Here is a 25494-nt window from a genome sequence, read left to right as displayed (position 1 = left end):
CCCCATGCACCCCCTGGCCGGCTTTCAGTTTCAGGGCAAGCCGCCACCGTCCTGTCGCGGACCGCAATCGTCCGCCACGCCAGCGCCTGTATCGCTGCGTTGGTCGGCAGCCAACGCCTGCAGGTACGCCTCGGCACGATCACCCAGTTCGCTTCCTGCGGCGCGCGCGGCCACGCCTTCGAAGCATTCGCGGGCCTGCCGCAGCTTGCCCAGCGCCAGATGGCACTGCCCGACATGGAACATCGGCCGGTCGTCCTGCAGGTCCAGCGTCTGCGCCACTGCATACATGCTGATCGCCTTGTCATAGTCCCGCTTGATATGCAGCACCGCGCCCAGTCCCAGCGCATATTCGGCGTTGTAGAAGTCGTACAGGCACAGGAAGCGGAAGAAGGTTTCCGCATCGTCGAGCTGGCCGTTCTGGTAGAAGCGATGGGCCAGTGCATAGACGCTTTCCAGCATCTCGCTGCTGACGCCCTTCAGGTCCTTCAGCGTGGCGCCGGCCTGCAGGCCTTCAAGGATCAGGCGAGTAGCCTGTGCCTCGTCGCCGTCATCCGATGGCAGGGTCGAATCGTGTTCGTTCATGCGGTATTTCCTCGTGGGGGGAACGGTGGGTCAGTGCGCTGCGGGAGGCGAACCGGCGACGTCGCTGGATGGAGGCGGCTGGGCCGCGCGTTCAACGTCGCGCAGCCAGCGCACCACATGCATCACGCCATCGATGTCATGGCCGTGCACGAACTGATACCGGCGGGTGCTGGCATGGATCGCCCGGGCCAGGCGGATATCGCGCACCACGGGAATGCCTGCGCCTTCGGCCAGCGCGATGACCTTGCGCGCGCGGCGACCTTTTTCGTGGACGGAAACGAAGGGCAGCGGCACCTCGTCATCCGGCAGGAAGATGCCGATGGCGATATGGGTCGGGTTGGCCAGGATCAGGCTGGAACCCAGGGTGTCTGCCTGCACCTGCGCGGACAGCTCTTCGGCGATCTCGGCGCGCCGCTTCTTCAGTTCCGGTGGGCTCTCGTTTTCCTTGTGCTCGCGTTTGACTTCGCGCTTTTCCATTTTCATCTCGCGGATGAAGAGGCGATGGTCCAGCCAGCCGGACAACAGGTAGACCGGGGCCAGCGCCAACAACAGGCCGGCTCCGACATAGCCTCCAAGGCGTAGCCAGATGGCCACGAGCTGTCCGTCCGGTGCGTGTACCTGCCGGAACACCAGGTGCGCCCACGCATTCCACGCCCCCCATGCGAAGAGCGCCGCCGCCAGCACGTAGAGCACGCTGCGCGCCAGGTCCTTGACCACTTTCAGCGAGAACAGGTTCTTGAACCCGGTGACCGGGTTGAGGCGGTTGAAATCCAGCTTCACCGCTTCGTTGGCCATGATCGCCCTGCTCATCGCCAGGCTGACCAGCGCGACGCAGGCGATGCTCGCCAGCAGCACCGGTGCGATCGCCCACAGCAGCGCTTTCAACGCCAGCCAGGCAGCGGTCTCCGGTGGCATGAGGAAGCCTCCGCGTACCGTATCGACGTAGAGGTCCATGACCGGCTGCAGGCGGGTGCTGGACACCAGCATCAACATCCCGATCCACAACACGGCAGCGGCCAGCAGGTCGCGGCTGCTGAAGCTCTTGCCCTTGCGTGCCTCCTTGCGCAACCGCTGCGGCGTCGGCTTCTCGGTTTTTTCCGCGCTGCTCATGCCGCGTCCCCACCAAGCAGGCCGCGCAACGGCGGGTACATCTGCCACAACGCCGGAACCTGGCTGGTCAGCGCCAGTGGCAGGTACAGCAGCAGGGCAAGGAAGGCCAGGAAGGACTTGATCGCCAACGAAACCGAGAACGCGTTGAGCTGCTGGGCAAAGCGCGACAATACGCCCAACAGCACTTCCATCAGGAACAGCAGCAACAGAACCGGCGCGGCCATCCGCAGTGCCGCCGACAGCACCACGCCAACGAACGCATGGATACCGGGAAGGTCAGGTACGAACGGCGCGCCCATCGGCACCAGCGCATAGCTGCCCTGTACCGCCTCCATCAGCGGCACCAGCCCACCAGCGACCAGGAACACCACGGCGGCGAACATCTGCATCAGGTTGGCCAGCTCGGTCGCTTCCACGCCGGTGAGCGGGTCCAGCATTGCACCGACGCCGGCGCCGCGTTGGCTGTCGACGAACGCGCCGACGGCATGGAACACGTGGTATGGCAACGCCAGCATGAGGCCCAGCACGGTGCCGACCATGGCCTCGACCAACGCCGCCAATGCCAGTCCCATCAGCCCTTGCGGGCGCTGCAGGCCTTCGGTGACCGGCCACAGGCCGGTCACCACCACCAGCGCCAGAATCACCCGCAGCATGCGCGACGGCAGCGCACCGGCAGACAGGTAAGGCAGCCAGGCAAAGCAGGCCAGCAGCCGGGCGATGCCGAGCGTCGCCGGCACCGCGTGCGCGCCCAGCGCATCGATGATCTGGTTGTCCAACGGAGCCAGGTGCATGACAGGCTCAGACCGACAGCGCGCGGCCCATCGCCAGGCTGCCGAAGTCCATCAGCATCCGCGCGATCCAGCCCATCAGTACGACCAGGATAACGACCACCGCGAGCATCTTCGCGCCGAAGGGCAGCGTCTGTTCCTGCAACTGGGTGACGGTCTGGAACAGGCCGATGACCAGCCCGACCAGGGTGGCGACCGCCACCGGGGCAGCAGACAGCAGCAGCACCAGCATCAGGGTGCGGTGCCCCATGTTGATCAGTTCTTCCACGAGAAAGCTCCAGCAGCGACAGGATGATGGATGGCAGCGCGGCTCAACCGGAGGGAACCTGCATGTATTGCTGCACCAGGCCCTGGGAAAGCAGGCTCCAACCATCCAGCACCACGAACAGGATCAGTTTGATCGGTGCCGACAGGGTGACCGGACTCATCATCATCATGCCCAGCGCCAGCAGGATGCTGGAGACGATCAGGTCCACCACCACGAACGGCAGGTACAGGTAGAAGCCCATCAGGAACGCATCCTTGAGTTCGCTCAGCGCATATGCCGGCAACAACGCGAACAACGAGCGGTCTTCGGCAGCCACATCCGCAGCGGGAATGCCACCCGCGTCGGCTACCTGCGCACGCTCGAAGAAGCGCAGCAGGTCCGCGTCTGCATGGCGGGCGAGGTAAGCACGGTAGGCACCCAGGCTGTCATCAAGGAACGCGACGACTTCGGCTACCGTGGCCGGTGGGGTCTCCAGCTGGCTGTACGCTGCCTGCAGCCCACTGACGATGGGATGCATGACGTAGAACGCCAGGATCAACGACAGCGCGTTGATCACCATGTTGGAGGGCACCTGCTGCAACCCCAGTGCGTTGCGGATCAGGGTGAAGACCACGCTGAACTTGATGTAGCAGGTGCCCACGGCGACCAGGAACGGCAGCACCGATGCCACCGCCAGCATGGCGATGAGCGAGACATCGTTGTTGATGCCGGCGATGCTCATGCCAGCCTCGGCGTCCGGGTCAGCTGCACGCCCAGCACGTGGCCCACCTGGACCAGTTCGCCGGCGGCGACGCAGCGGCCGTTGTGCATCACCTGCACGTTGCGATGGGCCTGTTCGGGCAGGGGCAGCGTGCTGCCTGCCTGCAGGTTCGCCAGTTCGGCAAGGGTGATGTCGAGCCTGCACAACGTCATGTCCAGGCTGAGCGGAAGCTGGGCAAGGTCGTGGACCAGTTCGATGTCGGTTGCGTATGCGCCTTCGTCGATGGCAGGGGGATGGGCGGAAGAAGAATGCAGTGCAGTCACGGTGAGGTGCTCCGGATCAAGGACGAAATCGAATAGATGGCGTGGGCCGCAACAACCTTGCAGCCGGGGCGAAGGCAGCAGCAGGATGTCCCGTGGACGCAGCCGGCGAAGCCCTCGTACGGAAAGATGCACCGTGCCCAGTCGCAGCTGTATCGGCAAGGCAAACGTTGGCGAAGCGCGGACAGGACACGTCAGGGAAGCCGGATCCAGCATCCAGTCGAGTCGCTCTATCCATACATCGCCTTCCTCACTGGCGATGACCGGATGCGGGTGGCCCACCTCGCCCGTGTGCAGCGACAGGAAGCGCGCCGTCCGGTAATCCATGCCGTGCGGAAGCAACTGCAGGGGATGCTCGATGGCGGTCAGCGCCGCCAGCTGGCCGGCATCCACATGCAGCCAGTCCAGGCCGCTGATGCCTGGCAGATGATGGGCTGCCCAGGCGTCAGCAGCGACCCGGCCGACCAGATCACCCTCGTCGCGCGACAGCACGAAACGGAAACTGATGGTGGCAGGGGGAAGCGCCATGCGCGCGTCGGTGCCTTGCAGGCGCAGCCGTTCATGGATCTTCTGCAACTGCAGGCGTGCTGGCTCATGTTGCTGCAGGAGCGTGAACGTCGGCGTCATTCATCATCCTCCCGGTCACCGCCCTGGCCGTTGTGCTGCTGCGACCCGTTGTCCGTCTCCCGGGTCGCCTCGATCTGCCAGTGCCCGCCTTGCGGGGTGAGTCCCGCTGCAATGGCCATGCCTACCGCGCGGTGGCCCATCTCGCTGCTGCTGCGGATCAGCAATGGCTGCGATGCCATGCCCGGGAAGGCCGCCGGCGTCCAGATCGCCGTTACCTGATGACCCGGGCCATACGCGGTGAATGGGACGGTGATCGTGGTGGACTTGCTGATTGTCGCCACCGGGGCGCGCTGGACCATCGCCGCGCCGGGTGCCACAGGCGGCTTCGACGGTGACGCGGATGACGGCCCGCCAGGGGCAGCAGGGGAACGGGCGACTCCCGGCAGGCCCGATGCCTGGGGAGGAACATCCGTGGCGCCAGGAGGGTGGAGTGCCGTGGGCAACCGGCCTGGCACGACGTCCGGCTGTCCACCCTGCCCGGCGTTCCCTGCCGCATCGGCGGTTGCCAACGGTGGCAACGGCTGCGACTGCGACTGCGGCGACGGCGACGGCGACGGCAGGTTCGCATCACCCTTCATTGCAGGCGTCGCCACCTGTATCCCACCGGTCACCCGAATGGCGGGCGTGGGCCCGCGTAGGCGGGATTCGAGCGCAGCAGCCACTACCCGCGTTCCCTCCGCCTGCACGACATGCAGTCCGGCCAAAGGCGGTTGCAATGCCGCCGAAACCCACCCTGCCTGCGCGCGGACGATAGCGGAGAGACCTGCCGCAGGAGGGTTCTCCAACCGGAAAAAACCGACGCCCGGTGGCATGGCCTGCCCCGTTCCGTCTGCGGCGGCTGCCTCTTCCAGCGTCTCGCCATCCTCATGCAACGGCGGCTGCAGCTTGTCGAGCAGCACGTCCACGCGCTCACGCAGCCCCTGCGCTGGTTGCTGCGGCAAGGGCGTCGACGAGGACACCGGCAATGGATTCAGCGTGGAAACCGACGACATGGAAAATCCTCCTGTTGTTGCAACTCTTGACGACGCAGGCGGCAACGCGACTGCAGGCGACCGCGGACCTGCTGCCAATGTTCGAACCTTGCCTGTTTGCGCTGGTGCTTCGCCGCAACGGCCCGCAGCGCCTGCTCATGCGCATCACAGGCGACCGCCTCGGCTTCCAGTTCAGCAGCAGCCAGGCCGACTTCGACGGCATGCGCCCTGGCAACTGCCAGCGAACGCAGGCGGGTGTACAACGCGGCCAGGGTCAGGCCCTGCTCCGGCTGCGGCAACGCAAGCTGCACGGTCTGCACGGCCTGCAGGCGGAGCTGGTTGGCTTCGTCGCGCTTGCCGTCTGCATCACGGCGCTGGGCCTGGGCCTGCACGCGTGCCATCTGTTGCTGCACCTGCTTGAGTTTGATCAGGCGCCTGCCATTGGCTTCATTCGGCGATGGCATGCAGCCTCCGCAGCGTCTCGCCGAGGTCGGCCGGCTCTTCCCTGGACTGGCGCAGGAACGCCATCAACTTCGGCTCACTGCGCACGGCTGCGTCGTAATGCGGGCTGATGCCCGGCTTGTACTCACCCAGGTCGCGCATCAGCTGCAGATCGTCCAGCGTGCCCAGTAACGTGCGGACATGTTCGGCCACCTGCCGCTGCCCGTTATCGGCCAGCTGGGTGAACAGGCGGCTGCCGCTTTTCAGGATATCCAGGGCGGGGTAGTGACCGCGTCCTGCCAGCTTGCTGCTGAGATGGAGGTGCCCGTCGAGCAGGGACTTGACCTCCTCGCCGATCGGATCGGCATCCTGTTCGTCTTCCAGCAGTACGGTGTAGAACGCGGTGATGCTCCCTGCCCCACTGCGTCCGCTACGCTCCAGGAGCCGGGGCAGGGCCTCGAACACCGAGGCAGGATATCCGCGACGGGCAGGTGGTTCCCCGGCACCCAGCGCCAGCTCACGCAACGCGCGCGCGTAGCGGGTGACAGAATCCATGATGAGCAGCACACGCTTGCCGGCATCGCGGAAGTGCTCGGCAATGGTGGTCGCCAGCAGGGCCGCCTGGCTGCGCAGCGCCGGCGCCTTGTCCGAGGTGGCCTGCACGATGACGGTGCGCCCCCCCTGTGCCGAGCCACGCATGCGTTCGACCAGCGTAGCCACTTCACGGCCCCGCTCGCCAATCAATGCAACCACGCAGACATCGACATCCGCATTGTCCAGCAACATCTCCGAGAGCGTGGTCTTGCCTGCCCCTGCCCCGGCGAAGATGCCGACCCGCTGGCCTTCGCCACAGGTCAACAAGCCATCGATGGCACGCAGGCCGGTGCACAGGCGCGAGGTGATCGCTTCGCGCTGGCGATAATCGGAATCCTCGCCAGTAAGCGGGCGCACGCTCGCTGCGCCCGGTCGACCGGGGAACAGACGTTCGACTTCGCGACCCTCTGCATCCAGCACGCTTCCAAGCAGCATCGAGGACGTTGCGATCGTTGGTGGATGGCCGGTCGGGAACACCAGGCAACGCAGCGACAGCCCTGCGTTCTCGCGCAACAGGCCGATGGACGCAACCCCCTGCTCCACCGCCACCACGGTGCCCCGACCAACGACCGCGTCGTCGGCTGGGCTCGCCTGGATCAGGCACAGCTCGCCCATGCTGACCTGGGGCAGTGGCGCGCGCAGGATCGAGCCGATGATCGCCGTCGGGTGGGCGGATGCCTGCCAGAGTGATGGCCGTGCGCTCATCGGATGGCCTGCAGCCTTCCCAGGCATTCATGGAAATCCTGCAGTGCCGATGCCAGCAGCGTCGGCTCGATCTGGCAATCCGGATGCAACAACCCACCCACGCGTCCGTCCTGGCGCAGGATCATCGCGCCTGCATCCCAATGGGCGACTGGCCGGATCACCTCGGCCAGCAGGGGCGCCGCCAACGCATCGCGGACATGCTCTTCCATCTCGTCCAGGATGCCCCACATCCATACCCGGTCGCCCTGCGGATCCAGGTAGATGTCACCGACATCGTCGAATGACATGACGATGGTCGAGTGGTCGTCGAACTGGAATGCATCTGGGTCGGCGCCAAGCGTACTGAGTGCCTGGCAAAGGGCTTCCTTCAAAGTCATAGTGATCTCACCACGTCGATGTTGACGGTGTCGGATATTTCGGAAAACGAGAGGACGGCGAGGTTGGGCAGCCGGTTCTCGATGAAGCGCTTGACGAAGCGTCGGATGTCAGGCGCAACCAGCAACAGCACGTCCGGACGCGTTGCCAGCAAGGGGTCGAACGTCAGGGTGATCCGGTCAAGCAGTTGATCCGCTGTAGCCGGATCCAGGTTGAGGAACGCCGCGCCCTGGCTCTGGCGGATGCCGGTGCGGATGGTGTCCTCTGTATCCGGTGCGAACAGCACTGCCGCGATGCGGTCCCCACGCGCATGCTGCGAAGAGATGTAGCGCGCCAGTCCACCACGGACGTGCTCGACCAGCAGGATCACATCCTTCTCGCGCTGTCCCCATTGCGCCAGCACTTCCAGGATGATCTTCATGTTGCGGATGGATACGCCTTCGCGTTGCAGGCGCTGCAGTACCTCCGCGACGCGCTGCACGGGAACATGGCGATGGACCTCCTTCAGCAGTTCCGGATAGCGCTTCTCCGTCTCGTCCAGCAGGTGCTTGGTTTCCTGCACGCCGAACAGTTCGCCGATGTTGCGCATCAGCGCGTCATGCACCAGTACGTTCAGTTCCTGCCGGTCCGAGCGCATGGGCAGGCCCATGGCTTCCAGTTGCGGGCGGGTGCTGGCCGGCAGCCAGCGCTGGCCGCCCTGGCCGGATCGACCCTCAAGGACAATGCCTTGTCCCAGCATCGTCAGTTCATCGCTGTCGGCAAGCACACGCACGTGGTCGAGGACGACCTCGCCGGTCACCGCCGGAATTTCATTGATCAGCACGCTCACGCGATGATCGCCCGTCTCATGGGCACGGACGACCATGTATGGCAGGCGCATGCCGACGCGCAGGTGCAGGTCATCACGCAGCTGTTCCTGCACGCCGGCAGCGGTCCATTGCTGCAGGTGTGCCGGTGGCAGCAGCAGCAGCAACGGTACGGTTTCATTGACCTGCGCCCCCTCGTGCCCCAGCGCCCTGGTATCGGTGTCGCCAGGTGCGGCCTGGGACGACCGGCCATTCGCCCCGTCCTGGCCAGTGTCTGATGCCCCGCTGCGGGAACGCCATGCGGCCAGCATCAGCACCGCCGTGCCAAGGCTGAAGAACACCAGCATCGGAAAGCCCGGCAGCAGGCCCATCATCAGCACCAGGATGCCCGCGATCACCAGCACCTTCTGGCTGGTGAACAGCTCATCGATGATGCTGGCCCCCAGGTTGCCCTCTTCGCCACCTACACGGGTGACCACGAAACCGGCGCTGATGCAGATGAGCAGTGCGGGAATCTGCGCGACAAGGCCATCGCCGATGGTCAGCAGGGTGAACACCTTCAGGGCATCGGAGAACGCCATGCCATGCTGCAGCATGCCCACTGCGATGCCGCCGAACAGGTTGACGAAGACAATGACGATGCCGGCGATCGCGTCGCCTTTGACGAACTTCATGGCACCGTCGTAGGAGCCATACAGCTGGCTTTCCTTCTCGACCTCACGGCGGCGCTTCTGCGCGCCTTCCGCGTTGATCGATTCGGCACGCAGGTCGGCATCGATACCCATCTGCTTGCCGGGCATGCCGTCCAGAGAGAAGCGTGCGACGACTTCACCGATCCGCTCCGAGCCCTTGGTGATGACGATGAACTGCACCACGGTGACGATGGCGAAGATCACGAAGCCCACCACCAGGTTGTCGGCGACCACGAACTCACCGAAGGCGGATACGATATGCCCCGCATCGGCATCGACGAGGATCAGCCGGCTGGTGCTGACCGACAGTGCCAACCGCATGATGGTGGTGAACAGGAGCACGGAGGGGAACGTGGAGAAGTTGAGGATGCGTTCCACATAGAAGGAACTGAGGAAGATCAGGATGGCGATCAACAGGTTCAGGCCGATCAGCAGGTCGACCAGGAACGTGGGCAGCGGCACGATCAGCATGCCGATGACCACCGCCATCAGGACCACCAGGGCAAGTTCCGGACGCAGCAGCGTTCGCGCCAGCTGCCCGATGGCATTCTGTTGTGCGGCGATGCTGTTCATCATGCCTCCACGCGGTGACCGCGACGACGGGATGCATGCTCGACACGCACGGCCTGGTCCAGCAGCGTGTCCACCTCGCCAACGACATGGGCCTGCAGGCCGATGTCCGCCCACAGCCCATGCGGCAGGGCGGTGAGGAACCGCCGGATGCCCTGCGCGAACAGGGCCTTCTCCGTGCTGTCCATGACGTGGCGTGCCGCAGCGAAAACACCCCCGAAGAAATGCTGCAGGCTGCCCTGGTGACGGACCATGTCCAGCAGGGCCGTGCACAGCACGCGCTGGTCGACACCCATGCGGGACATGACCTGCGGGCGCCAGCAGTACCGATGCAGGAGGTGGTCAGCCGAGCGGAGGCTGCACAATTGCCGTACCCGCTGCAGCAGGTGGCCGAACTCGAGCCGGGAACAGCTGGGGTCCAGCGCGTACATGTCGGCAGCCAGCGCCTGTTCGATGAAATCCACGATCCGCCCGCGGCGCTCGAATCCGTACAGTTCGATCCATCGCTCATAGGCATCCAGCGGATCATCGCCGGCAAGGAAGTCCTGGTAGCTCCGCCGCAGTTGCTGTGGCGTTGCGCGCAGGGTGGGAGCCTGCAGGCGTGCCTTGAGCGCGACATTGACGCCACCACGCGTGCGTCGCCCCGCGCTTCCTGTCGCCAGTTCCTCCGACAGTGCTGCAAGCTCTTCGCGCAGCGCCGCCAGTTCATCGTCCGCCATGAAAGCACGCAGCACGGCCAGCGCATCGCTGGGATCCGGGAATGCCTGGGCCAGCAGCGAACGCAACGCAGCCAGGTCCGGGGTTCCCAGGTGGCATAGCTGCTGCTTCAGCTGCTGCAGCTTTTCCGGTCCTTGCGGGTCCAGCACGTGGTCCAGCCACGCCTGGCCGCGTACATCACCACCGCCATCCTCGCGCGTGCGGTTGCGGCGCATGCTCGATACCAGGCCGGACAAGTCGTCGCTCATGTCCAGTGCGGTCATCAACACCGACTTCCTGGGCTGGCCGAGCGGCGCGGTATCGTCGCCGCTGTCGTTACTTGCCATCTCGACGGCTTTTGAAGCGGAAGGACGCACCAGTGGCATGCTGGTACGTGCTGCCGAAACATCAATCTGCGCCATGCAGGGCCTCCCTCACGTCATCGCGCACCTGCTGGTACTGCGCTGGCAGTGGTATTCCCACGTGCTCGCCGTCGATGAAGCTTCCATTCACGGAGGGGTCAATGGGATCCAGTACACGTGGCTGTATCAGGAACACGCGGACCAGTTCCCGGTCGTGTTCATTGCGATGGCGAAAGGCGCGGCCCAGCAGCGGAATCCTGCGCAATCCCGGTACATCAGCCTGATCGCTCCGATTCTCCCGGCGGGTATAGCCACCGACCAGCAGGCTCAACGACTGCGGCACGCGCGCGACGGTGTCGATCGACGTACGGGTAATCACCGGCAGGCCTTCGACCTGTTGTCCGCTGGCCGCGCCATCCTCGATCTTCAGCTGCATTTCCACTTCATCCTGGTGGGAGACGCGCGGCAGGACGCTGACGAGGGTGCCGTAGGTCACCGATTCCAGAGAAGCCGCGCGCTCTGCTTCCAGCCGCGTGTAGAAGGTGCTGTTGCTGTCGAAGTGCGCCAGTACGTTTTCCTGCGTCAGCAGCACGGGGCGCGACACGATGCTGGCGTGCCCGCGCTCGGAGAGTGCGGACACCGCCGCCAGGAAGCGCTGTCCGTCCAGGGTCGTGCTGGCACCGTTGAAGCTCACGCCGAGCCGTCCGGCGATGCCGACCTCGCCGTTCCACTTCACTCCCAGCATGTCGACCTGGCTTTTCTGTACATCGATGATCCACAGCGACAGCTCCACCTGCTTGCGCGGCAGGTCCAGCTCGGCGACCAGCTGCTTCACCTTCTGGATGCCACCCAGCGTGCCGCGGATGATCAGGCTGTTGGTTTCCGGGTAGGCGATGACGATGGTCGGCGGCAGCATGGCCGATGTCCGTGCCACGTCCTTCGGCAGCGGTCGTATGCCGGCTGCTCCCTGGCGTGGGCGGGCAGCGACGACCGGCTCCTCCGCTGGAGCGTCCGCGGCCGCTTCGTCGCCGTCGGGACGGCGCACCACGATGTCACTGACGCCGGAATCGGTCAGCACGCGCGCGAGTGTCTCGGCCATCCCCGGCAGCGTGGTCTCCCAGCCGCGCTGGCCATAGCGGCGTCCCTGGGCGAAGCTGTTGCGAAGCGGGATGACCTCAACGTGCTCGGCACGTGCATCGGCACCCCGGTACAGCGCATCCAGGTAACGCGCGGCGTTGAGTACGATGTCGACGTAAACCGGCGGTCCGGACACATAGAAGGTGCCGTCGCCACTTCCCCCGCGCACGGCGTATCGGGCGTCGGCCAGCCGGGTACGGTGCAGGAAGTCATCGAGCACCGCGACCGAAGCATGCTCCAGGTGGCCTACCGCGTTGCGCGTCTCCGAGGCGTCGTAGACGTACAAGGTCTGGCCATCGCTGTACCACACCAGGCCAAGATCTCGGCCAAGCGTCTGCAGCACATCGCGGGGCTCGCGAAGATTGAAACTGCCCTGCACGCGCTTCTTCTGCGCCTTGCTGCTGACGATGACCGGCAGGCGCATCCGAGCGGCAACGGATTGCAGCAGGAGGCTTACGCCGTCGCCAACGGAGACGAACGTGGGGTCGGACGACAGCGCATCACGGCGGGTGATCGCCGTGTGCTCAAGCGGCGGGGCACTGGCAGCCGGCTCCTGTGCATGGCCGGGCACGGACCAGACGCACGAGACGAGCATCCCGATGACGAGGAAGGTGGGTATCGAGCGTTTCAAGGTGAATTGACGTAATGGAAGATGGAGCTCGGTGATCTGCCGAGCAGGGATTTGATCTCACTGCAGAAATGGGATGGCGAAGAGAAGCCGAAGTCGGAGGAGAGCCGGGTAAAGGTGTGCCCTGTGTCGGCATAGCGATGCAGGACCCGCCGCGCACGCAACAGGCGCAGCTGCTCTTTCAACGAACGACCAAATGCCTTGCGGCCGATGCGGCGGAACTGCGCGACGGACAGGCCGTAGCGATCAGCAAGCTGCTGGACGCCGTCGTCGGGATTTTCGAGTACGAAGCGCACCAGCTGGTACGCTTCGCGCCGCGCCCAGCGCGCGGCGACATCGTGGAAGACCGGCCTGCCTTCCAGCAGCTGCCCCATTACCCAGCGCTGCGCGGCCTCGGGTTCCTTCAGGTCGCCGTCGATGGCGAGCAGCGCCGGCTGGCGCTTGTCGCCCACCAGGCTGCGCTGCAGATCCATGGCGTGATCGTGGAAGGCAAGCAGGCGGATGAGGAAGCCTGGCAGGGGCAGCGCCTGGAACCCGGTGCCGTGGAGCCTGAGGGCGCGTTCACCGGTGGCGAGCAGATGCGCCTTGCCGGGCTCGATCCACAACGGCTGGCGCGCGGCCGCAGGGCCGGTGGCGCCCCCGAGGTGGATCTCGGCGCCACCTGCGTCGGCAACCAGCAGGATCGAATCAGCACGCGGGACCACGCACGGAGCGGCGTCTGGTCGTGCGGGCGGAGGCAGCGGATGGCGGGTAGGGGAAACGTACGACATGACGCAGATGTTGTTGCGTCATGGCGTGGCCGGCTATGGGCCAAGTTGCGTTTTCGTGCGCCGTTGCACGAAGGCAGGATCGACGTGCAGCGCCGGGGGATCCGGCGCGCGCGTTGACGGGTTACAGCTGGGCCAGCGATGCCACGGCGTCGAAACGGTCGGCCAGGCGCTTGAGCAGCGCAAGCCGGTTGCCACGTACCGCCAGATCGTCGGCGTTGACCATCACCTGGTCGAAGAACGCATCGACCTGCGGACGCACGCGTGCCAGGCGTTCCAGTACGCTGACGTAATCCTTCTGCTGCAGGCTGGCACCGGTATCGTCGATGGCCGCCGCGACCGCTTCGGCCAGTGCGCGCTCTGCGTCTTCCTGCAGCAGCGCTGGATCCACCTGCCCCGGGATGTCGATGTCGGCCTTGCGCAGGATGTTGCCGATGCGCTTGTTCGCCGCCGCCAGCGCCGGTGCTTCCGGAAGCGAGGCAAACGTGCCGATTGCGTCGGCGCGGCGATCGAAATCGTACAGCGATGCAGGCTTCAGCTCAGCCACCGCATTGAAGTGCGATGCCGGAACGCCCTTGTCGGCGTAATAGCCACGCAGGCGCTCGAGGATGAAGTCATACAGCTCCGCCACCTCGGCCTGCACGCCGCGGGCTGCAAGCGCCGTGTTGGCCTGTGCCAGCAGCGCGCGCAGGTCCAGCTCGAAACCACTCTCGATGATCGTGCGCGCCAGTCCCAATGCGTTGCGACGCAGGGCGAACGGATCCTTGTTGCCGGTCGGCTTCAGCCCGGCGGCAAAACCACCCGCCAAGGTGTCCAGGCGCTCGGCAATGGCCAGCACCTTGCCCAGTGGCGACAGCGCGATGTCATCGCCGCCAAACCGCGGCTGGTAAGCCTCGTCGATGGCCAGCGCCACTTCAGGTGACTCGCCGCCGGTCAGGGCGTAGTGGCGGCCGGCGATGCCCTGCAGTTCGGGGAACTCGTTGACCATGCGCGACTGCAGGTCGTTCTTTGCCAGCAGCGCGGCGCGGCGCGCCAGCGCCGGATCGGCCCCCACTTGGGGCGCGATCACCTCGGCCAGCGCCACCACGCGTGCGACCTTGTCGGCCACGCTGCCGAGCTTTGCCTGGTAGGTAACCGTCCTGAGGCCTTCACCCATCGACTCCAGCCCCTGCTTCAGGTCTTCGTCGAAGAAGAACTTGGCGTCGGCGAAGCGCGGGCGGATCACCCGCTCATAGCCCTTGGCCACTTCGGCCACGTCCCTGGATTCGATGTTGGCGATGCCGATGAACTTTTCGGTCAGCTTGCCGGCGGAGTCCAGCACCGGGAAGAATTTCTGGTTGATTTCCATCGTCTCGATCAGCGCTTCCTGCGGTACCGCCAGGAACGCGCGTTCGAAACTGCACAACACCGCCGACGGCCATTCGACCAGGTTCACCACCTGCTCGAGATTGTCGTCGGTGATCCGCGCCTGGCCACCGGCCTGCGCGGCAGCAGCCTGTACTTCGGCGACGATGCGCTCGCGACGCAGCCGTGGGTCCACCAGCACGAAGGCCGAACGCAGTGATTCCACGTAATCCTGCGGCTGGGTCAGCCACACGGTCTTGTCGTGCAGGAAGCGGTGGCCACGGCTCATGCGATCAGCCTTGAGTCCGAACAGTTCGGCATCCACCACCTCGCTGCCGTGCAGCAGCACCAGCCAATGTACCGGCCGTGCGAAGCCCCACGGATGGTCACCCCAGCGCATCGGCTTGGGGATCGGCATCGCGGCGATGGCTTCGCGCAGCACGTCCGGCAGCAGCTCGGCGGTACGTGCACCCGGCTTCACCGCGCGGTGGACGAAGCGCTCACCCTTGCCGTCGCTGGTCTTCTCCAGCGCGGTCCAGTCGATCCCGGCCTTGGCGGCAAAGCCCTGCAGCGCCCTGGTCGGCTGGCCATCGGCATCCAGCGCGATGTTCAGGTACGGGCCGAGCACTTCACTGCGCTGCTCCGGCTGCTGCATCCCCACCCCTGGCAACAGCACCGCCAGGCGGCGCGGGGTGGACAGCGGGCGGGCGTCGCCCAGCTCCAGTTCGACGCCACGCTTGCGCAGGCCATCGACGATGCCATCGAAGAACGCCTGGGCCAGGCCCGGCAGTGCCTTGACCGGCAGCTCTTCGGTGCCCAGTTCGATCAGCAGGGGAGACAGTTGGCTCATCGGTTCAATCCTGTGGTGGGACGCAGCGCGCGACGCGGCCGGCGCCCGGTGTTCGGGGAAGGGTGCGGCTCAGCCCTGCGCAGTGGCTTTCGCGCCCGGGAAACCAAGCTTTTCGCGCTGCTCGTAATACGCCTGTGCCACGCCCTGGGCCAGCGCACGCACGCGCAGGATGTAGCGCTGGCGTTCGGTCACGCTGATCGCACGGCGCGCATCGAGCAGGTTGAAGGCATGGCTGGCCTTGGTCACCTGCTCATAGGCCGGCAGCGGCAGGCCCAGCTCGACCAGCTTCTTCGCTTCGCGTTCGCAGGCGTCGAAACGATGGAACATTTCGGCGACGTCGGCATGTTCGAAGTTGTAGGTGCTCTGCTCCACTTCATTCTGGTGGTAGACATCGCCATAGGTCACCGGCGTGCCATCAGGACCATAGGTCCACACCAGGTCATAGACGTTGTCGCAGTTCTGCAGGTACATGCACAGGCGCTCGAGACCGTAGGTGATCTCGCCCAGCACCGGCCGGCACTCCAACCCACCGGCCTGCTGGAAGTAAGTGAACTGGGTCACTTCCATGCCGTTTAGCCACACTTCCCAGCCCAGGCCCCAGGCGCCCAGCGTCGGCGATTCCCAGTTGTCCTCGACGAAGCGCAGGTCGTGCACGAGCGGGTCGATGCCCACCGCCTTGAGCGAATCCAGGTACAACTGCTGGATGTTGTCCGGCGCCGGCTTCATCGCCACCTGGTACTGGTAGTAGCGCTGCAGGCGGTTCGGGTTGTCGCCGTAGCGGCCGTCCGTCGGCCGCCGCGAGGGCTGCACGTAGGCAGCGTTCCACGTCTCCGGACCGATCGCGCGCAGGAACGTGGCCGGGTGGAAGGTGCCCGCCCCTACTTCCAGGTCGAGTGGCTGGATCAGCACGCAGCCCTGCTGCGCCCAGTACTGGTTCAGGGTCTGGATCAGGCCCTGGAAGGTGATCGGAACGGTCGGGGTCGCGGACATGCGGACGTTTCTTGGCCTGCGAAAGGGGTGCGCTAGTATAACGAGCGACCAGCGCCGGGCGCGGGCAGCGACCCGGACCATCGGCGCAGGCGCTTTTCCCCTGCGGCATGCGTGATCGAGGAACCTGGCGGATGGAGCAGCACCCGAAGATGTCGTCTCCTGCCAACCGCCTGCCCCTGCCCGCCGGGAGGCTGCTGTTCGACCAGGTCGCCGAGGCCCTGGTGGCCGACGGCCTGGTAGCCACGCACGACACCCAACGGATGCGGTTTTCCGCCCAGGGCGCACGCAATGCCAGCGACGTCCATCCCCTGGTACTGCTGGCCAACCTGAAGCTGGCCGCCAACGCGGGCGGCGAGCTCGGACTGGAGCGGTTGACCGAGTGGCTGGCGCAGCGCACCGGCACGCGCTACCTGCGCATCGATCCGACCCGGGTGGACGTGGCCAGCGTCACGTCGCTGGTGTCGCATGCCTACGCACGGCGCCATCGCTTCCTGCCCCTGGCCGTGGACAGCGAACGGGTGCTGGTGGCGACCAGCGAACCGCTGGCACGGGAATGGAGCCTGGACCTGCAGCACCTGACCCGCCGCCGGTTGGAACTGGCGATGGTCAATCCGCTGGACCTGCACCGTTACACGATGGAGTTCTACGGCGTCACCCGTTCGGTCCGTGGTGCCCGGGGCGATGCCCGCGCCGAAGGCACCAGCACCCTGCCCAGTTTCGAGCAGCTGGTGGAGCTGGGGCGTGCCGGCGATGTCAACGCGGACGACCAGCACATCGTGCATATCGTCGACTGGCTGCTGCAGTACGCCTATGAGCAGCGCGCGTCGGACATCCACCTGGAGCCGCGCCGCGACATGGGGCGCATGCGCTTCCGCATCGACGGCGTCCTGCACAAGGTCTTCGAGGTGCCACCTGCGGTGATGACCGCCGTGGTCAGCCGGATCAAGGTACTGGGCCGGATGGACCTGGGCGAACGCAGGCGCCCGCAGGACGGCCGCATCAAGACCCGCTCGCCCGGTGGACGGGAAGTGGAGATGCGCATCTCCACCATGCCCACTGCCTTCGGCGAAAAATGCGTGATGCGCATCTTCGACCCGGACTCGGCATTCAAGAGCATCGACCAGCTGGGCTTCAGCGCGCAGGAAGCAGCGGGCTGGAACGCCCTGGTCGAGCGTCCACACGGCATCGTGCTGGTCACCGGGCCGACCGGATCCGGCAAGACCACCACCTTGTATTCCACGCTCAAGCGGTTGGCCACGCCGGACGTGAACGTGTGCACGGTGGAGGACCCGATCGAGATGATCGCGCCCGAGTTCAACCAGATGCAGGTGCAGGCCAACATCGAGCTGGATTTCGCCAGCGGCGTACGCACCCTGCTGCGACAGGACCCGGACATCATCATGATCGGCGAGATCCGCGACCTGGAAACCGCCCAGATGGCGGTGCAGGCTTCGCTGACCGGCCATCTGGTGCTGTCGACGCTGCATACCAACGATGCGCCCTCGGCGATCACCCGCCTGCTTGACCTGGGCGTACCGCATTACCTGCTGTCATCCACCCTCAACGGCATCCTCGCCCAGCGCCTGGTGCGCACGCTGTGCCCGCACTGCAAGCTGCCGCACGTCCTGGAAACGGCGGATTGGGCGGTGTTGGCTGATGGCCAGATGGCATATCCAGATGCCGCCACGCCGTACCGGCCAGTGGGTTGCCTGGAGTGCCGGCGGACCGGTTTTCTCGGCCGGATCGGGCTGTATGAGCTGCTGCCATTGGGCTCGCGGCTGCGCGGGCAGATCCGCGCGGACATGGACCTGGCCGGTTTTGCGCGTGCCGCCAGGGGCGAGGGCCTACGCACATTGCGCCAGGCAGGCCTTGAAAAGGTAGCCCTTGGGCTGACTACAATCGAGGAAGTCCTGTCAGTCGTGCCCCCCGCGGATGAACCCACTGCCTTTCCTGATCGTTGAAACCGGCCGCCCGTTGGCATCGCTGCGCCGCTATGGGCGTTTTCCACACTGGATCCGCGTGGCTGCCGGGCTGGAGCTGCACGAGACGGTGGTGGTGGATGCCGAGCATGGCGAACACCTGCCGGACGTCAGCGATTACGCAGGCGTGCTGGTCAGCGGTTCGGCTGCCTATGTGACCGACCGCGCCGACTGGAGCGAGCGCAGCGCGGCCTGGCTGCGCGAGGCGGTGCACGGAGGCACACCGGTCTTTGGCATCTGTTACGGCCACCAACTGCTGGCGCATGCCCTAGGTGGGCAGGTCGACTACAACCCGGCCGGGCGCGAATCGGGCACGATCGAACTGTCGCTGGACCCGGCCGCAGGCGATGACCCGCTGTTCCACGGGTTGCCCGCCCGTTTTCCGGCCCACGCCACGCATATGCAGACGGTGCTGCGCGCACCGGATGGCGCGGCGGTGCTGGCCCGCTCGAAGCTGGACGGCTGCCATGCGTTCCGCTGGGGCGACCGCGCCTGGGGCGTGCAGTTCCATCCGGAGTTTGCCACCCACCACATGCGCGGCTACGTGCGTGCGCGGGCGCAGTGCATCACCCAGCACGGTGGCTGCGCGCGCAGCATCGAACGTGCGGTCACGGCCGCGCCGCTGGCCAGGCAGCTGCTACGCCGCTTCGTGCGCCAGGCCCGCGGCGCTTCAGGTCGCGCGCTCGCAAAACAGGGATAATCAGCGGACGCAGGGCAAGCGCCCTGTGCTCCCCCCTGTACTTCGGAATCGTATGAGCGAGATTCGCAAGCTTCCGGCATCGGCCGGTGCGGAATGGCTGGTTTCCGGTTTCACCCTGCTGCGCAAAGCGCCGATCGGGCTGGGCAGCCTGGGTGTGATCTGGGCACTGATCGCGCTGCTGGTCACCTCATTGGCGACCCTGGCACCCGTGCTGGCGCTGCCGGCGCAGTTGCTCATGGCACTGGCCGGCCCACTGATCTTCGGCGGGCTGGTATGGGCCGTGCGCGAAGTCGACCAAGGGCGTCCTGCGCTGCCGGCGCACCTGCTGCAAGGCACGCACGATGGGCGTGCGCCGCATCTGCTGGTCGCGTTGCTGCCGCAGCTGGTGGCAGGGCTGGTGCTGGGCATCCTGCTGCTGCTGTTGATCGGCAGCTCCGGCCTGGGCCAGCTCAGCGAAGTGATGTCCAAGCTCAACGAGATCAGCCAATCCGGCGCCCAGCCCAGCCCGGCAGAGATGGAAGCGCTGGCCGCCAGCCTGCCGGCCGGCCGCATCCTGCTGTGGCTGCTGTGCGTGCTGGTGGTGTTCATCGCGGTGGCACTGGCCTTGTTCACCTTGTCGCCGCAGGTGATGTTCGAACAGCGCAACGGCCTGCAGGCGCTGCGCCTGAGCCTGCGCGCATGTGCGCACAACCTGCTGCCGATGGCGGTGTTCTTCCTGCTCGCCTTCGTGGCGGTGTTCGCCGTCTATTTCCTGGTGATGATCGTGGCGATGCTGGCCCAGCTGGTAGGCGGTGCGATGCTGGCGCTGTTCGTGGCGCAGCTGGCGCTGATGGGCGTGGTGATGCCGTTGTTCGCCGGTGCGGTCTACACCGCCTGGAAGCAGATGTTCGGCCAGGGAGACGTGCCGCCGGCATTGCCGGAGAGCGGCCCCCCCAGCGTGTTCCACGCCTGACAAAAAGGGGACGGAGGGGATTAAGTCGTAATCGGCTGTGGCCGATTACGACTTAATCCCCTCCGTCCCCTTTTTCGGATCAGGAGTCGGTCTGCCGTGCGGTGGACGGAACCAGCCACTTCGAGGCATGGATCCCGAGCTCGTAGAGCAGGCACATCGGCAGCGCCAGCATCAGCTGCGAGACCACGTCCGGCGGGGTGAGCACGGCGGCCAGCACGAAGATGCCGACGATCGCGTAGCCACGACCTTCCTTGAACTGTTGCGGGGTCACCCAGCCCAGCAGCACCAGGATGACCATCGCCACCGGCAGCTCGAAGCTGCCGCCGAAGGCGAAGAAGATGGCCAGCACGAAGTCCAGGTAAGCGTTGGCATCGGGCGTGATGGCGATGACTTCCGGCCGGAACGTGGTGAGGAAGTGGAATACCGCCGGCAGCACCAGGTAGTAGGCGAAGGCACACCCCAGGTAGAACAGGGCTACCGAAGAGGCCAACAGCGGCATGGCCAGGCGCTTTTCGCGTGCGTACAGGCCCGGCGCGACGAAAGCCCACAGCTGGTAGAGCAGCCATGGCATCGACACGAACAGGGCGATGAAGAAGGTCAGCTTGAGCGGCGCGAAAAACGCGCCCGCCGGATTGATGGCGATCATCGACTGCCCATTGGGCAGCTGCGAGATCAGCGGTTCGGCCACATAGGTGTACAGCGTGCGGGTAAAGGGCAACAAGCCCAGCAGCACGATGCCCAGCCCCAGCAGCCCGCGCACCAGGCGCGCGCGCAGTTCCACCAGATGTTCCACCAGCGAGCTTTCGCCGAACTCGGGCGCGCTCATGGCCTGGACTCCGGTTCCACCGGCTGCGTCGCGGCATCGGCATCGGCGGATTCGGCCGTTGCCTTCACTTCGTCCACCAGCGAACGTCCCTGGTCGTCCACATCCTGCACCTGGCGCCGTGCGGCTTCGCCACTGGCACGCAGTTCATTCTCGGTGTCCTGCATCGACTGGCGTACGTCCTGCATCTGCCGCTTGATGTCCTCGGCCTGCAGCTCGCGTTCCAGTTCCTGTTTCACCGAATCCCACTGGTTGCGCGCACGCCGCACCCACAGCCCGGCAAAACGCGCTGCCTTGGGCAGCCGCTCAGGGCCGAGCACGACCAATGCCACGATCGCGATGACCAGTAGCTCGCTGAAGCCGATATCAAACACCGCAGGCCCTCCGGATCAACGCGGATCGCGGTCGCGCTCTTCCTGCGCACTGCGCGCGGCATCCTGGCTGCGTGACTCGTCCCCGAGCTGTGCGCCAGGCTTGTCGTCGTCACGCATGCCTTTCTTGAATTCCTTGACCGCCGAACCGAGGTCTTTCGCGCCGCTGGTAAGGCGCTTGGTGCCGAACACCAACAGGACCACGGCCAGCACGATCAACCAATGCCAGATGCTGAAACTGCCCATGAGTCACTCGCAATTATTTTCAATGATCAGGACCCCGAGCATAGCGCACCGACCGGGGGCCGGCGCGCATGCTGGAAGTCAGTTTCCGTCCAGAGACTCGGTACGGATCTCGCCGTCGGTAACGGGCTGGAAGCCCTGCTGCGGCGGCGTCGTCGTGCCAGGCACGTTCTGCAGGGGGGCGGTGGTGGCTTCGGCGGTCGGCGGCGGCGTCACCTCGGGAGCCGGGCCCGCTGCCGTCGCGCGTGGCGCCGGAGCGACGCCACCATTGGAGCCCCGGTTGTTGCGCGCGGCGTACGTGGCCTCCTCCAGGCGGTCGCGGAAGGCCACCACGTCCATCGACGGCGCGCCCACGGCGCGCCCCTCGAAGATCATCCGCGGGGTCGTGCCGCTGCCATAGGCGTCCAGATTGGCCGCGTCATCGATCTGCAGCACCGCGCCATCCAGCGCCACGCCAGCGAACAGGCCGCGGGCGCGCGACCACGACCAGATCTCCGCCTTCAGCTGGCCGTCGGTGGCCGCGGCCGCATTGCGACCGACCGGACCGGCCGCCACGCCAGCGTCTGCGCCCAGGGTGAACTTGCCGTTGACCAGGTTATCCAGGCTGCGGTCGTTGCGGAACACCAGCACCACGTCGGAGGACTGCACGCCCGCCTGGAAGCCGATACTGCCGCCCGTCAGCTTCATGAACACGGGATTGGACCAACTGCCGTCGGGCAGCTTGACCGACATCAGACCATGCCCGCGGCGCCCGCCGATGACCAGGCCGGCCTTGATGGTGTCAGGAATGACGATGACCGCACGGCCCTCGTCAAGCAGTTTGTCCGGGATGCCCTGTTCGGGGATGTCCTGGATTTCAGCCAGTACACGGACCGCGTTGCGGGCGCGCTGGTCTTCCTGGGGACCAGCCAGCGCGGCCTGGCTGGTCAGCAACAGACCAGCGGTGATCAGCAGGGAAAGGCGAAGGCGACGCATGACAGACTCCGTATCGGTTCACGAAGAAGATATAGCAACTTACTGAAAGTAGGGCTATTCAAATGAATCGGCAGTGAGCAGCCCCGTCACCTGTTCACAGGACCGATGAGACCGATCCAACCGTCTCATCACCCTACCGGACGGGATCGGCGACAATACGCCATGCTCGACGCACCCGATTCCGCCGTGCTGGCGGTGAACCTAGGCACGCCCGAAACGCCCACTGCCCCTGCGGTCCGGCGTTATCTGGCTGAATTCCTGTCCGACCCGCGTGTGGTGGCCCTTCCTGCGCTGCTGTGGAAGCCATTGCTGCATGGGCTGATCCTGCCGCTGCGCAGCGGCCGCTCCGCGGAAAAATATGCCTTGGTCTGGCTGCCGGAAGGCTCGCCGCTGATGGTGCATACCCAGCGGCTGGCGCAGGCGATGCAGGCCGAATTGCCCGGTATCGCCGTGCGCGCCGCGATGCGCTACGGGCAGCCGGCACTATGCAGGGAACTGGATGCACTGGTGGCCGCCGGTACGCGGCGCATCGTGGTGCTGCCGCTGTACCCGCAGTACTCCACCACCACCACCGCGTCGGTGGAGGACCTGGTCGCCCGCTGGCAGCTCCGGAATCCCCAGGTAGAAGTGACCATGGTCGGCGAGTATTCCATCGATCCGCAATGGATCTGCGCGGTGGCGGACTCGATTCGGCGATGGTGGGCGCAGCACGGCCGGGGCGAGAAGCTGATGTTTTCGTTCCATGGCATCCCGCAACGCCTGGTCGATGCCGGCGACCCCTATGCCCGGCAGTGCGAAGCCAGTGCGGCAGCCATTGCCTCGGCGCTGGGCCTGTCACCGGATGAATGGCAATTGGGCTATCAATCGCGCTTCGGACGCGAGAAATGGTTGCAGCCTTATGCCGAGCCAAGCCTGTGGGCGCTGGCCGAACGCGGGGTGAAGACAATCGACGTGGTGTGCCCGGGTTTCGCTACCGATTGCCTGGAGACGCTGGAGGAGGTCGCGATGGGCTTCGCCCACACGCTCGCCGAGCGCGGCGCCCGGATGCGCTATATCCCCTGCCTGAATGACGATCCCGGGCATGCGGCGGCGCTGGCGCGACTGGCGAAGGGGGCGTTCAGGTGATGCCGCATCCGTTTTCGATGATGGTAGCGGGGCAGGCAGTCAGTGGCTTGCGCCGCGGCGGCAACGGCCCACGCGTACTGGCGCTGCATGGCTGGCTGGACAATGCAGCCAGCTTCGTGCCACTTGCCGGGCACCTGCCCGATCTCGACCTGGTGCTGCTGGACCTGCCCGGCCATGGCCACAGTGCGCACCTGCCCACCGGTGCCAGTTATTCCACGCCCGCCGCGATCTGCCATGTCCTCGATGTCGCCGACGCGCTGGGCTGGGATCGCTTCACCCTGTTGGGGCATTCGATGGGGGCCGGCATCGCCAGCCTGACCGCGGCCGTTTCCGATCGCGTGGACCGCGTGATCGCCATCGAGGCGCTGGGTGGCCTGCGCGGACCCGATGACGAGGCCGCACAGCGCCTGCGCGACCACGTGGAAGCGATGCGGGGAATGGCAACCAAGCGCCTGCGGGTGTTCCCGGACCTGGCCGCGCCGGTCCGCGCACGGATGATGGTCAACCAGCTCAGCGCGGAAAGCGCGCGATTGCTGGTGGAGCGTGGCGTGCGCGAGGTCCCCGGTGGTTTCAGCTGGTGCAGCGACCCGCGCTTGATGGCACCCACCGCGATCCGGATGAGCGAAGGGCAGATCGACAACCTGTTGCAGGCCATCGCCTGTCCGGTCCAGGTCATCTACGCTACGCCTGCACAGGCGTATTATCCGGAGCCCTTGCGGACGGACCGGCTGCGCCACCTGCGCGACGGACGCCTGGCGGTACTGCCGGGCACGCATCATGTGCATATGGAGTCGCCGGCCGCCGTGGCGGAAGTCATATCGAGGTTTCTTGAGTCGGTAGCCACCGCGCGTTGCGGATGAGCTGGAAGTGGAAGCGGCCGCGCGTTGATCCTGGCATCTGATGGGTGAGCCGCAAGACAGCGGCCTACCTGGAGGACGCCATGCGAACATCGCCTTCCCGCTTCCCCGACCCGCCCAGCGTGCTCGAGATCCGCCGGATCACACGTACGGACGATGTCCCTGGACGGCCACATTCCACGCCGCGGGGGATTCCCCGCGATATCCGCAATCTGCCGGGAAACACGACGTGTACCCGTACCGGGCCGGCATCGGCATCGGCACCGGCAGCTACATCCCCATCGTCTACGCTGCTGGCAACAGGCCCCCTTCCCCCCAACCGGCCGGACCCCGGGAGCCGTTCGTCCAGCACGGTGCAGCATCTGTCCCTGCAGTCGGTGATCGAACGTGTGGTCGACCACTGCCTGTCTCCGGCACGGACAGCAGAGCCGTCCTCCTATGCACAGCTGACCGTTGCCGAGCACCACGCCATGAACCGGGCCGCCGGCGAACTTCGCCAGTCATGGACGAGGTTCACCCGGCACCTTGCTGCCGAGGTACTACAGGGACTTCCTGGCACCTGTCCGGCCGACCCGGCCGAATTCCAGGCGCAGCGTTTGCAGCTGGCATTGGACCAGGCGACCACGCTGTCCCCGACCGGGCTTGCAGCATCGCCAATGTTCCGTGCAGCGTTGGCACGGGATGACGCGCTCGCCCCGCTGCGCGGCGCGGTGATGGCATGGTTCAACGTGCATGTGGAAGCAGTCGAACGCATGGGGGCACGCGGCCCTGTTGATGCCGAAGGATCGGGAGAAGCAACGCGCTATCTGGCCCGCATTGCCGCGTTGCTGCAAACCGACCTTGCCACGGCACTGCAGGAACCCACCCTGAAAAAGCTGCTCGATGCCTTGCACGAAGATGCCCTGCGGCATGCACCATCAGCCCCGTCTGCATCGAAATGAAACCTCGAGCATGGTTCGGCGTAAGGGTATTGTTTCAACGCATGAAAAAAACCCCGCTGCGTGAGCAGCGGGGTTTTTGGGTATAAACCCTGGCGATGACCTACTCTCGCATGGCTTGAGCCACACTACCATCGGCGCAGCTGCGTTTCACTTCCGAGTTCGGGATGGGATCGGGTGGTTCCACAGCGCTAATTTCACCAGGGAG

The 25494-nt window shown here is 65.8% G+C and carries 26 protein-coding genes and 1 rRNA gene; 6 read left to right on the top strand and 21 right to left on the bottom strand.

Translation table 11 applies throughout. The features are described from left to right. Window positions 1-30 precede the first annotated feature (30 nt). The 16 genes from H4O11_RS09625 to glyQ all read right to left on the bottom strand — a co-directional run bounded on the left by H4O11_RS09625 (window position 31) and on the right by glyQ (window position 16323). Entirely contained in the window at window positions 31-582 is a 552-nt protein-coding gene (locus H4O11_RS09625) for a SycD/LcrH family type III secretion system chaperone (protein WP_182339204.1), read from the bottom strand. A gap of 30 nt (window positions 583-612) precedes the next feature. Then, the gene (locus tag H4O11_RS09620) at window positions 613-1692 is read right to left on the bottom strand and encodes an EscU/YscU/HrcU family type III secretion system export apparatus switch protein (protein WP_182339203.1); all 1080 of its coding nucleotides are present in this window, start codon (window positions 1690-1692) and stop codon (window positions 613-615) included. After that, window positions 1689-2483, bottom strand: a complete 795-nt coding sequence (sctT, locus tag H4O11_RS09615; protein ID WP_182339202.1) for a type III secretion system export apparatus subunit SctT — start codon at window positions 2481-2483, stop codon at window positions 1689-1691. The genes H4O11_RS09620 and sctT overlap by 4 nt, the downstream gene beginning before the upstream one ends. Before the next feature lie 7 nt (window positions 2484-2490). Continuing rightward, complete coding sequence (sctS, locus tag H4O11_RS09610) at window positions 2491-2748, bottom strand: type III secretion system export apparatus subunit SctS (RefSeq protein ID WP_343042811.1); 258 nt, start codon at window positions 2746-2748, stop codon at window positions 2491-2493. Between the two features lie 43 nt (window positions 2749-2791). Continuing rightward, window positions 2792-3469: an EscR/YscR/HrcR family type III secretion system export apparatus protein gene (locus H4O11_RS09605; protein WP_220466679.1), complete on the bottom strand. Its 678-nt coding sequence runs from the start codon at window positions 3467-3469 to the stop codon at window positions 2792-2794. Next, window positions 3466-4395, bottom strand: coding sequence for a FliM/FliN family flagellar motor switch protein (locus H4O11_RS09600; protein ID WP_182339201.1), 930 nt, complete (start codon window positions 4393-4395; stop codon window positions 3466-3468). Before H4O11_RS09600 ends, H4O11_RS09605 begins: the two co-directional genes overlap by 4 nt. Next, complete coding sequence (locus tag H4O11_RS09595) at window positions 4392-5387, bottom strand: hypothetical protein (RefSeq protein WP_182339200.1); 996 nt, start codon at window positions 5385-5387, stop codon at window positions 4392-4394. Before H4O11_RS09595 ends, H4O11_RS09600 begins: the two co-directional genes overlap by 4 nt. Next, the gene (locus tag H4O11_RS09590; RefSeq protein ID WP_182339199.1) at window positions 5366-5830 is read right to left on the bottom strand and encodes a hypothetical protein; all 465 of its coding nucleotides are present in this window, start codon (window positions 5828-5830) and stop codon (window positions 5366-5368) included. Before H4O11_RS09590 ends, H4O11_RS09595 begins: the two co-directional genes overlap by 22 nt. Continuing rightward, the gene (locus H4O11_RS09585; protein ID WP_246333404.1) at window positions 5814-7133 is read right to left on the bottom strand and encodes a FliI/YscN family ATPase; all 1320 of its coding nucleotides are present in this window, start codon (window positions 7131-7133) and stop codon (window positions 5814-5816) included. The genes H4O11_RS09590 and H4O11_RS09585 overlap by 17 nt, the downstream gene beginning before the upstream one ends. Further along, window positions 7103-7483, bottom strand: a complete 381-nt coding sequence (locus H4O11_RS09580) for an InvB/SpaK family type III secretion system chaperone (protein ID WP_182339197.1) — start codon at window positions 7481-7483, stop codon at window positions 7103-7105. Before H4O11_RS09580 ends, H4O11_RS09585 begins: the two co-directional genes overlap by 31 nt. Beyond that, complete coding sequence (locus H4O11_RS09575) at window positions 7480-9552, bottom strand: EscV/YscV/HrcV family type III secretion system export apparatus protein (protein WP_182339196.1); 2073 nt, start codon at window positions 9550-9552, stop codon at window positions 7480-7482. The genes H4O11_RS09580 and H4O11_RS09575 overlap by 4 nt, the downstream gene beginning before the upstream one ends. Beyond that, the gene (gene sctW / locus H4O11_RS09570) at window positions 9552-10667 is read right to left on the bottom strand and encodes a type III secretion system gatekeeper subunit SctW (RefSeq protein ID WP_182339195.1); all 1116 of its coding nucleotides are present in this window, start codon (window positions 10665-10667) and stop codon (window positions 9552-9554) included. The genes H4O11_RS09575 and sctW overlap by 1 nt, the downstream gene beginning before the upstream one ends. Further along, entirely contained in the window at window positions 10654-12315 is a 1662-nt protein-coding gene (gene sctC, locus H4O11_RS09565; protein ID WP_182339194.1) for a type III secretion system outer membrane ring subunit SctC, read from the bottom strand. The genes sctW and sctC overlap by 14 nt, the downstream gene beginning before the upstream one ends. 56 nt (window positions 12316-12371) lie before the next feature. Beyond that, window positions 12372-12977 (bottom strand): helix-turn-helix domain-containing protein, encoded by a 606-nt coding sequence (locus tag H4O11_RS09560; RefSeq protein WP_182339193.1) that lies wholly within the window; start codon window positions 12975-12977, stop codon window positions 12372-12374. A 286-nt stretch (window positions 12978-13263) separates the two neighbouring features. Next, the gene (gene glyS, locus H4O11_RS09555) at window positions 13264-15333 is read right to left on the bottom strand and encodes a glycine--tRNA ligase subunit beta (RefSeq protein WP_182339192.1); all 2070 of its coding nucleotides are present in this window, start codon (window positions 15331-15333) and stop codon (window positions 13264-13266) included. Between the two features lie 69 nt (window positions 15334-15402). Then, window positions 15403-16323, bottom strand: coding sequence for a glycine--tRNA ligase subunit alpha (glyQ, locus tag H4O11_RS09550; protein ID WP_182339191.1), 921 nt, complete (start codon window positions 16321-16323; stop codon window positions 15403-15405). A 131-nt stretch (window positions 16324-16454) separates the two neighbouring features. Here glyQ and H4O11_RS09545 point away from each other — a divergent pair, with 131 nt between their 5' ends. Genes H4O11_RS09545 through H4O11_RS09535 form a run of 3 tightly spaced genes read left to right on the top strand, consistent with a single transcriptional unit; the run spans window position 16455 to window position 19954 of the window. Continuing rightward, on the top strand, window positions 16455-18284 hold the full coding sequence (locus tag H4O11_RS09545; RefSeq protein WP_182339190.1) for a GspE/PulE family protein: 1830 nt from the start codon (window positions 16455-16457) through the stop codon (window positions 18282-18284). Further along, window positions 18256-19002 (top strand): glutamine amidotransferase, encoded by a 747-nt coding sequence (locus H4O11_RS09540; protein ID WP_182339189.1) that lies wholly within the window; start codon window positions 18256-18258, stop codon window positions 19000-19002. The genes H4O11_RS09545 and H4O11_RS09540 overlap by 29 nt, the downstream gene beginning before the upstream one ends. A gap of 52 nt (window positions 19003-19054) precedes the next feature. After that, on the top strand, window positions 19055-19954 hold the full coding sequence (locus H4O11_RS09535; protein WP_182339188.1) for a BPSS1780 family membrane protein: 900 nt from the start codon (window positions 19055-19057) through the stop codon (window positions 19952-19954). 79 nt (window positions 19955-20033) lie between these two features. Here the strand turns inward: H4O11_RS09535 and tatC are convergent, their stop codons facing one another. From tatC to H4O11_RS09515, 4 genes are all read right to left on the bottom strand, one after another. Continuing rightward, window positions 20034-20780 (bottom strand): twin-arginine translocase subunit TatC, encoded by a 747-nt coding sequence (tatC, locus tag H4O11_RS09530; protein ID WP_182339187.1) that lies wholly within the window; start codon window positions 20778-20780, stop codon window positions 20034-20036. Then, window positions 20777-21151 (bottom strand): Sec-independent protein translocase protein TatB, encoded by a 375-nt coding sequence (tatB, locus tag H4O11_RS09525; RefSeq protein ID WP_425506031.1) that lies wholly within the window; start codon window positions 21149-21151, stop codon window positions 20777-20779. Before tatB ends, tatC begins: the two co-directional genes overlap by 4 nt. A gap of 15 nt (window positions 21152-21166) precedes the next feature. Beyond that, on the bottom strand, window positions 21167-21394 hold the full coding sequence (tatA, locus tag H4O11_RS09520) for a Sec-independent protein translocase subunit TatA (RefSeq protein ID WP_182339186.1): 228 nt from the start codon (window positions 21392-21394) through the stop codon (window positions 21167-21169). A gap of 78 nt (window positions 21395-21472) precedes the next feature. Further along, complete coding sequence (locus H4O11_RS09515; protein WP_182339185.1) at window positions 21473-22366, bottom strand: lipid-binding SYLF domain-containing protein; 894 nt, start codon at window positions 22364-22366, stop codon at window positions 21473-21475. Between the two features lie 162 nt (window positions 22367-22528). Between H4O11_RS09515 and hemH the strand changes: the two genes are divergently transcribed. The 3 genes from hemH to H4O11_RS09500 all read left to right on the top strand — a co-directional run bounded on the left by hemH (window position 22529) and on the right by H4O11_RS09500 (window position 25289). After that, window positions 22529-23491, top strand: coding sequence for a ferrochelatase (hemH, locus tag H4O11_RS09510; RefSeq protein ID WP_182339184.1), 963 nt, complete (start codon window positions 22529-22531; stop codon window positions 23489-23491). Then, the gene (locus tag H4O11_RS09505) at window positions 23491-24351 is read left to right on the top strand and encodes an alpha/beta fold hydrolase (protein ID WP_220466678.1); all 861 of its coding nucleotides are present in this window, start codon (window positions 23491-23493) and stop codon (window positions 24349-24351) included. The genes hemH and H4O11_RS09505 overlap by 1 nt, the downstream gene beginning before the upstream one ends. Window positions 24352-24701: 350 nt before the next feature. Continuing rightward, entirely contained in the window at window positions 24702-25289 is a 588-nt protein-coding gene (locus H4O11_RS09500; protein WP_182339182.1) for a hypothetical protein, read from the top strand. Between the two features lie 87 nt (window positions 25290-25376). Here the strand turns inward: H4O11_RS09500 and rrf are convergent. Further along, a 5S ribosomal RNA gene (rrf, locus tag H4O11_RS09495) occupies window positions 25377-25491 on the bottom strand. Between the last annotated feature and the right edge of the window lie 3 nt (window positions 25492-25494).

The organism is Stenotrophomonas tumulicola, from assembly GCF_014117215.1.
GTDB classification, from domain to species: domain Bacteria; phylum Pseudomonadota; class Gammaproteobacteria; order Xanthomonadales; family Xanthomonadaceae; genus Stenotrophomonas; species Stenotrophomonas tumulicola.
This window is presented reverse-complemented; position numbering and strand designations above follow the sequence as displayed.

Excerpts from the sequence above, each read along its gene's own strand:
- H4O11_RS09625 (WP_182339204.1), bottom strand. The coding sequence starts at position 582 with ATGAACGAACACGATTCGACCCTGCCATCGGATGACGGCGACGAGGCA.
- H4O11_RS09620 (WP_182339203.1), bottom strand. The coding sequence starts at position 1,692 with ATGAGCAGCGCGGAAAAAACCGAGAAGCCGACGCCGCAGCGGTTGCGC.
- sctT (WP_182339202.1), bottom strand. The coding sequence starts at position 2,483 with ATGCACCTGGCTCCGTTGGACAACCAGATCATCGATGCGCTGGGCGCG.
- H4O11_RS09605 (WP_220466679.1), bottom strand. The coding sequence starts at position 3,469 with ATGAGCATCGCCGGCATCAACAACGATGTCTCGCTCATCGCCATGCTG.
- H4O11_RS09600 (WP_182339201.1), bottom strand. The coding sequence starts at position 4,395 with ATGACGCCGACGTTCACGCTCCTGCAGCAACATGAGCCAGCACGCCTG.
- H4O11_RS09595 (WP_182339200.1), bottom strand. The coding sequence starts at position 5,387 with ATGTCGTCGGTTTCCACGCTGAATCCATTGCCGGTGTCCTCGTCGACG.
- H4O11_RS09590 (WP_182339199.1), bottom strand. The coding sequence starts at position 5,830 with ATGCCATCGCCGAATGAAGCCAATGGCAGGCGCCTGATCAAACTCAAG.
- H4O11_RS09585 (WP_246333404.1), bottom strand. The coding sequence starts at position 7,133 with ATGCCTGGGAAGGCTGCAGGCCATCCGATGAGCGCACGGCCATCACTC.
- H4O11_RS09580 (WP_182339197.1), bottom strand. The coding sequence starts at position 7,483 with ATGACTTTGAAGGAAGCCCTTTGCCAGGCACTCAGTACGCTTGGCGCC.
- H4O11_RS09575 (WP_182339196.1), bottom strand. The coding sequence starts at position 9,552 with ATGAACAGCATCGCCGCACAACAGAATGCCATCGGGCAGCTGGCGCGA.
- sctW (WP_182339195.1), bottom strand. The coding sequence starts at position 10,667 with ATGGCGCAGATTGATGTTTCGGCAGCACGTACCAGCATGCCACTGGTG.
- glyS (WP_182339192.1), bottom strand. The coding sequence starts at position 15,333 with ATGAGCCAACTGTCTCCCCTGCTGATCGAACTGGGCACCGAAGAGCTG.
- glyQ (WP_182339191.1), bottom strand. The coding sequence starts at position 16,323 with ATGTCCGCGACCCCGACCGTTCCGATCACCTTCCAGGGCCTGATCCAG.
- H4O11_RS09545 (WP_182339190.1), top strand. The coding sequence starts at position 16,455 with ATGGAGCAGCACCCGAAGATGTCGTCTCCTGCCAACCGCCTGCCCCTG.
- H4O11_RS09540 (WP_182339189.1), top strand. The coding sequence starts at position 18,256 with ATGAACCCACTGCCTTTCCTGATCGTTGAAACCGGCCGCCCGTTGGCA.
- H4O11_RS09535 (WP_182339188.1), top strand. The coding sequence starts at position 19,055 with ATGAGCGAGATTCGCAAGCTTCCGGCATCGGCCGGTGCGGAATGGCTG.
- tatC (WP_182339187.1), bottom strand. The coding sequence starts at position 20,780 with ATGAGCGCGCCCGAGTTCGGCGAAAGCTCGCTGGTGGAACATCTGGTG.
- tatA (WP_182339186.1), bottom strand. The coding sequence starts at position 21,394 with ATGGGCAGTTTCAGCATCTGGCATTGGTTGATCGTGCTGGCCGTGGTC.
- H4O11_RS09515 (WP_182339185.1), bottom strand. The coding sequence starts at position 22,366 with ATGCGTCGCCTTCGCCTTTCCCTGCTGATCACCGCTGGTCTGTTGCTG.
- hemH (WP_182339184.1), top strand. The coding sequence starts at position 22,529 with ATGCTCGACGCACCCGATTCCGCCGTGCTGGCGGTGAACCTAGGCACG.
- H4O11_RS09505 (WP_220466678.1), top strand. The coding sequence starts at position 23,491 with ATGCCGCATCCGTTTTCGATGATGGTAGCGGGGCAGGCAGTCAGTGGC.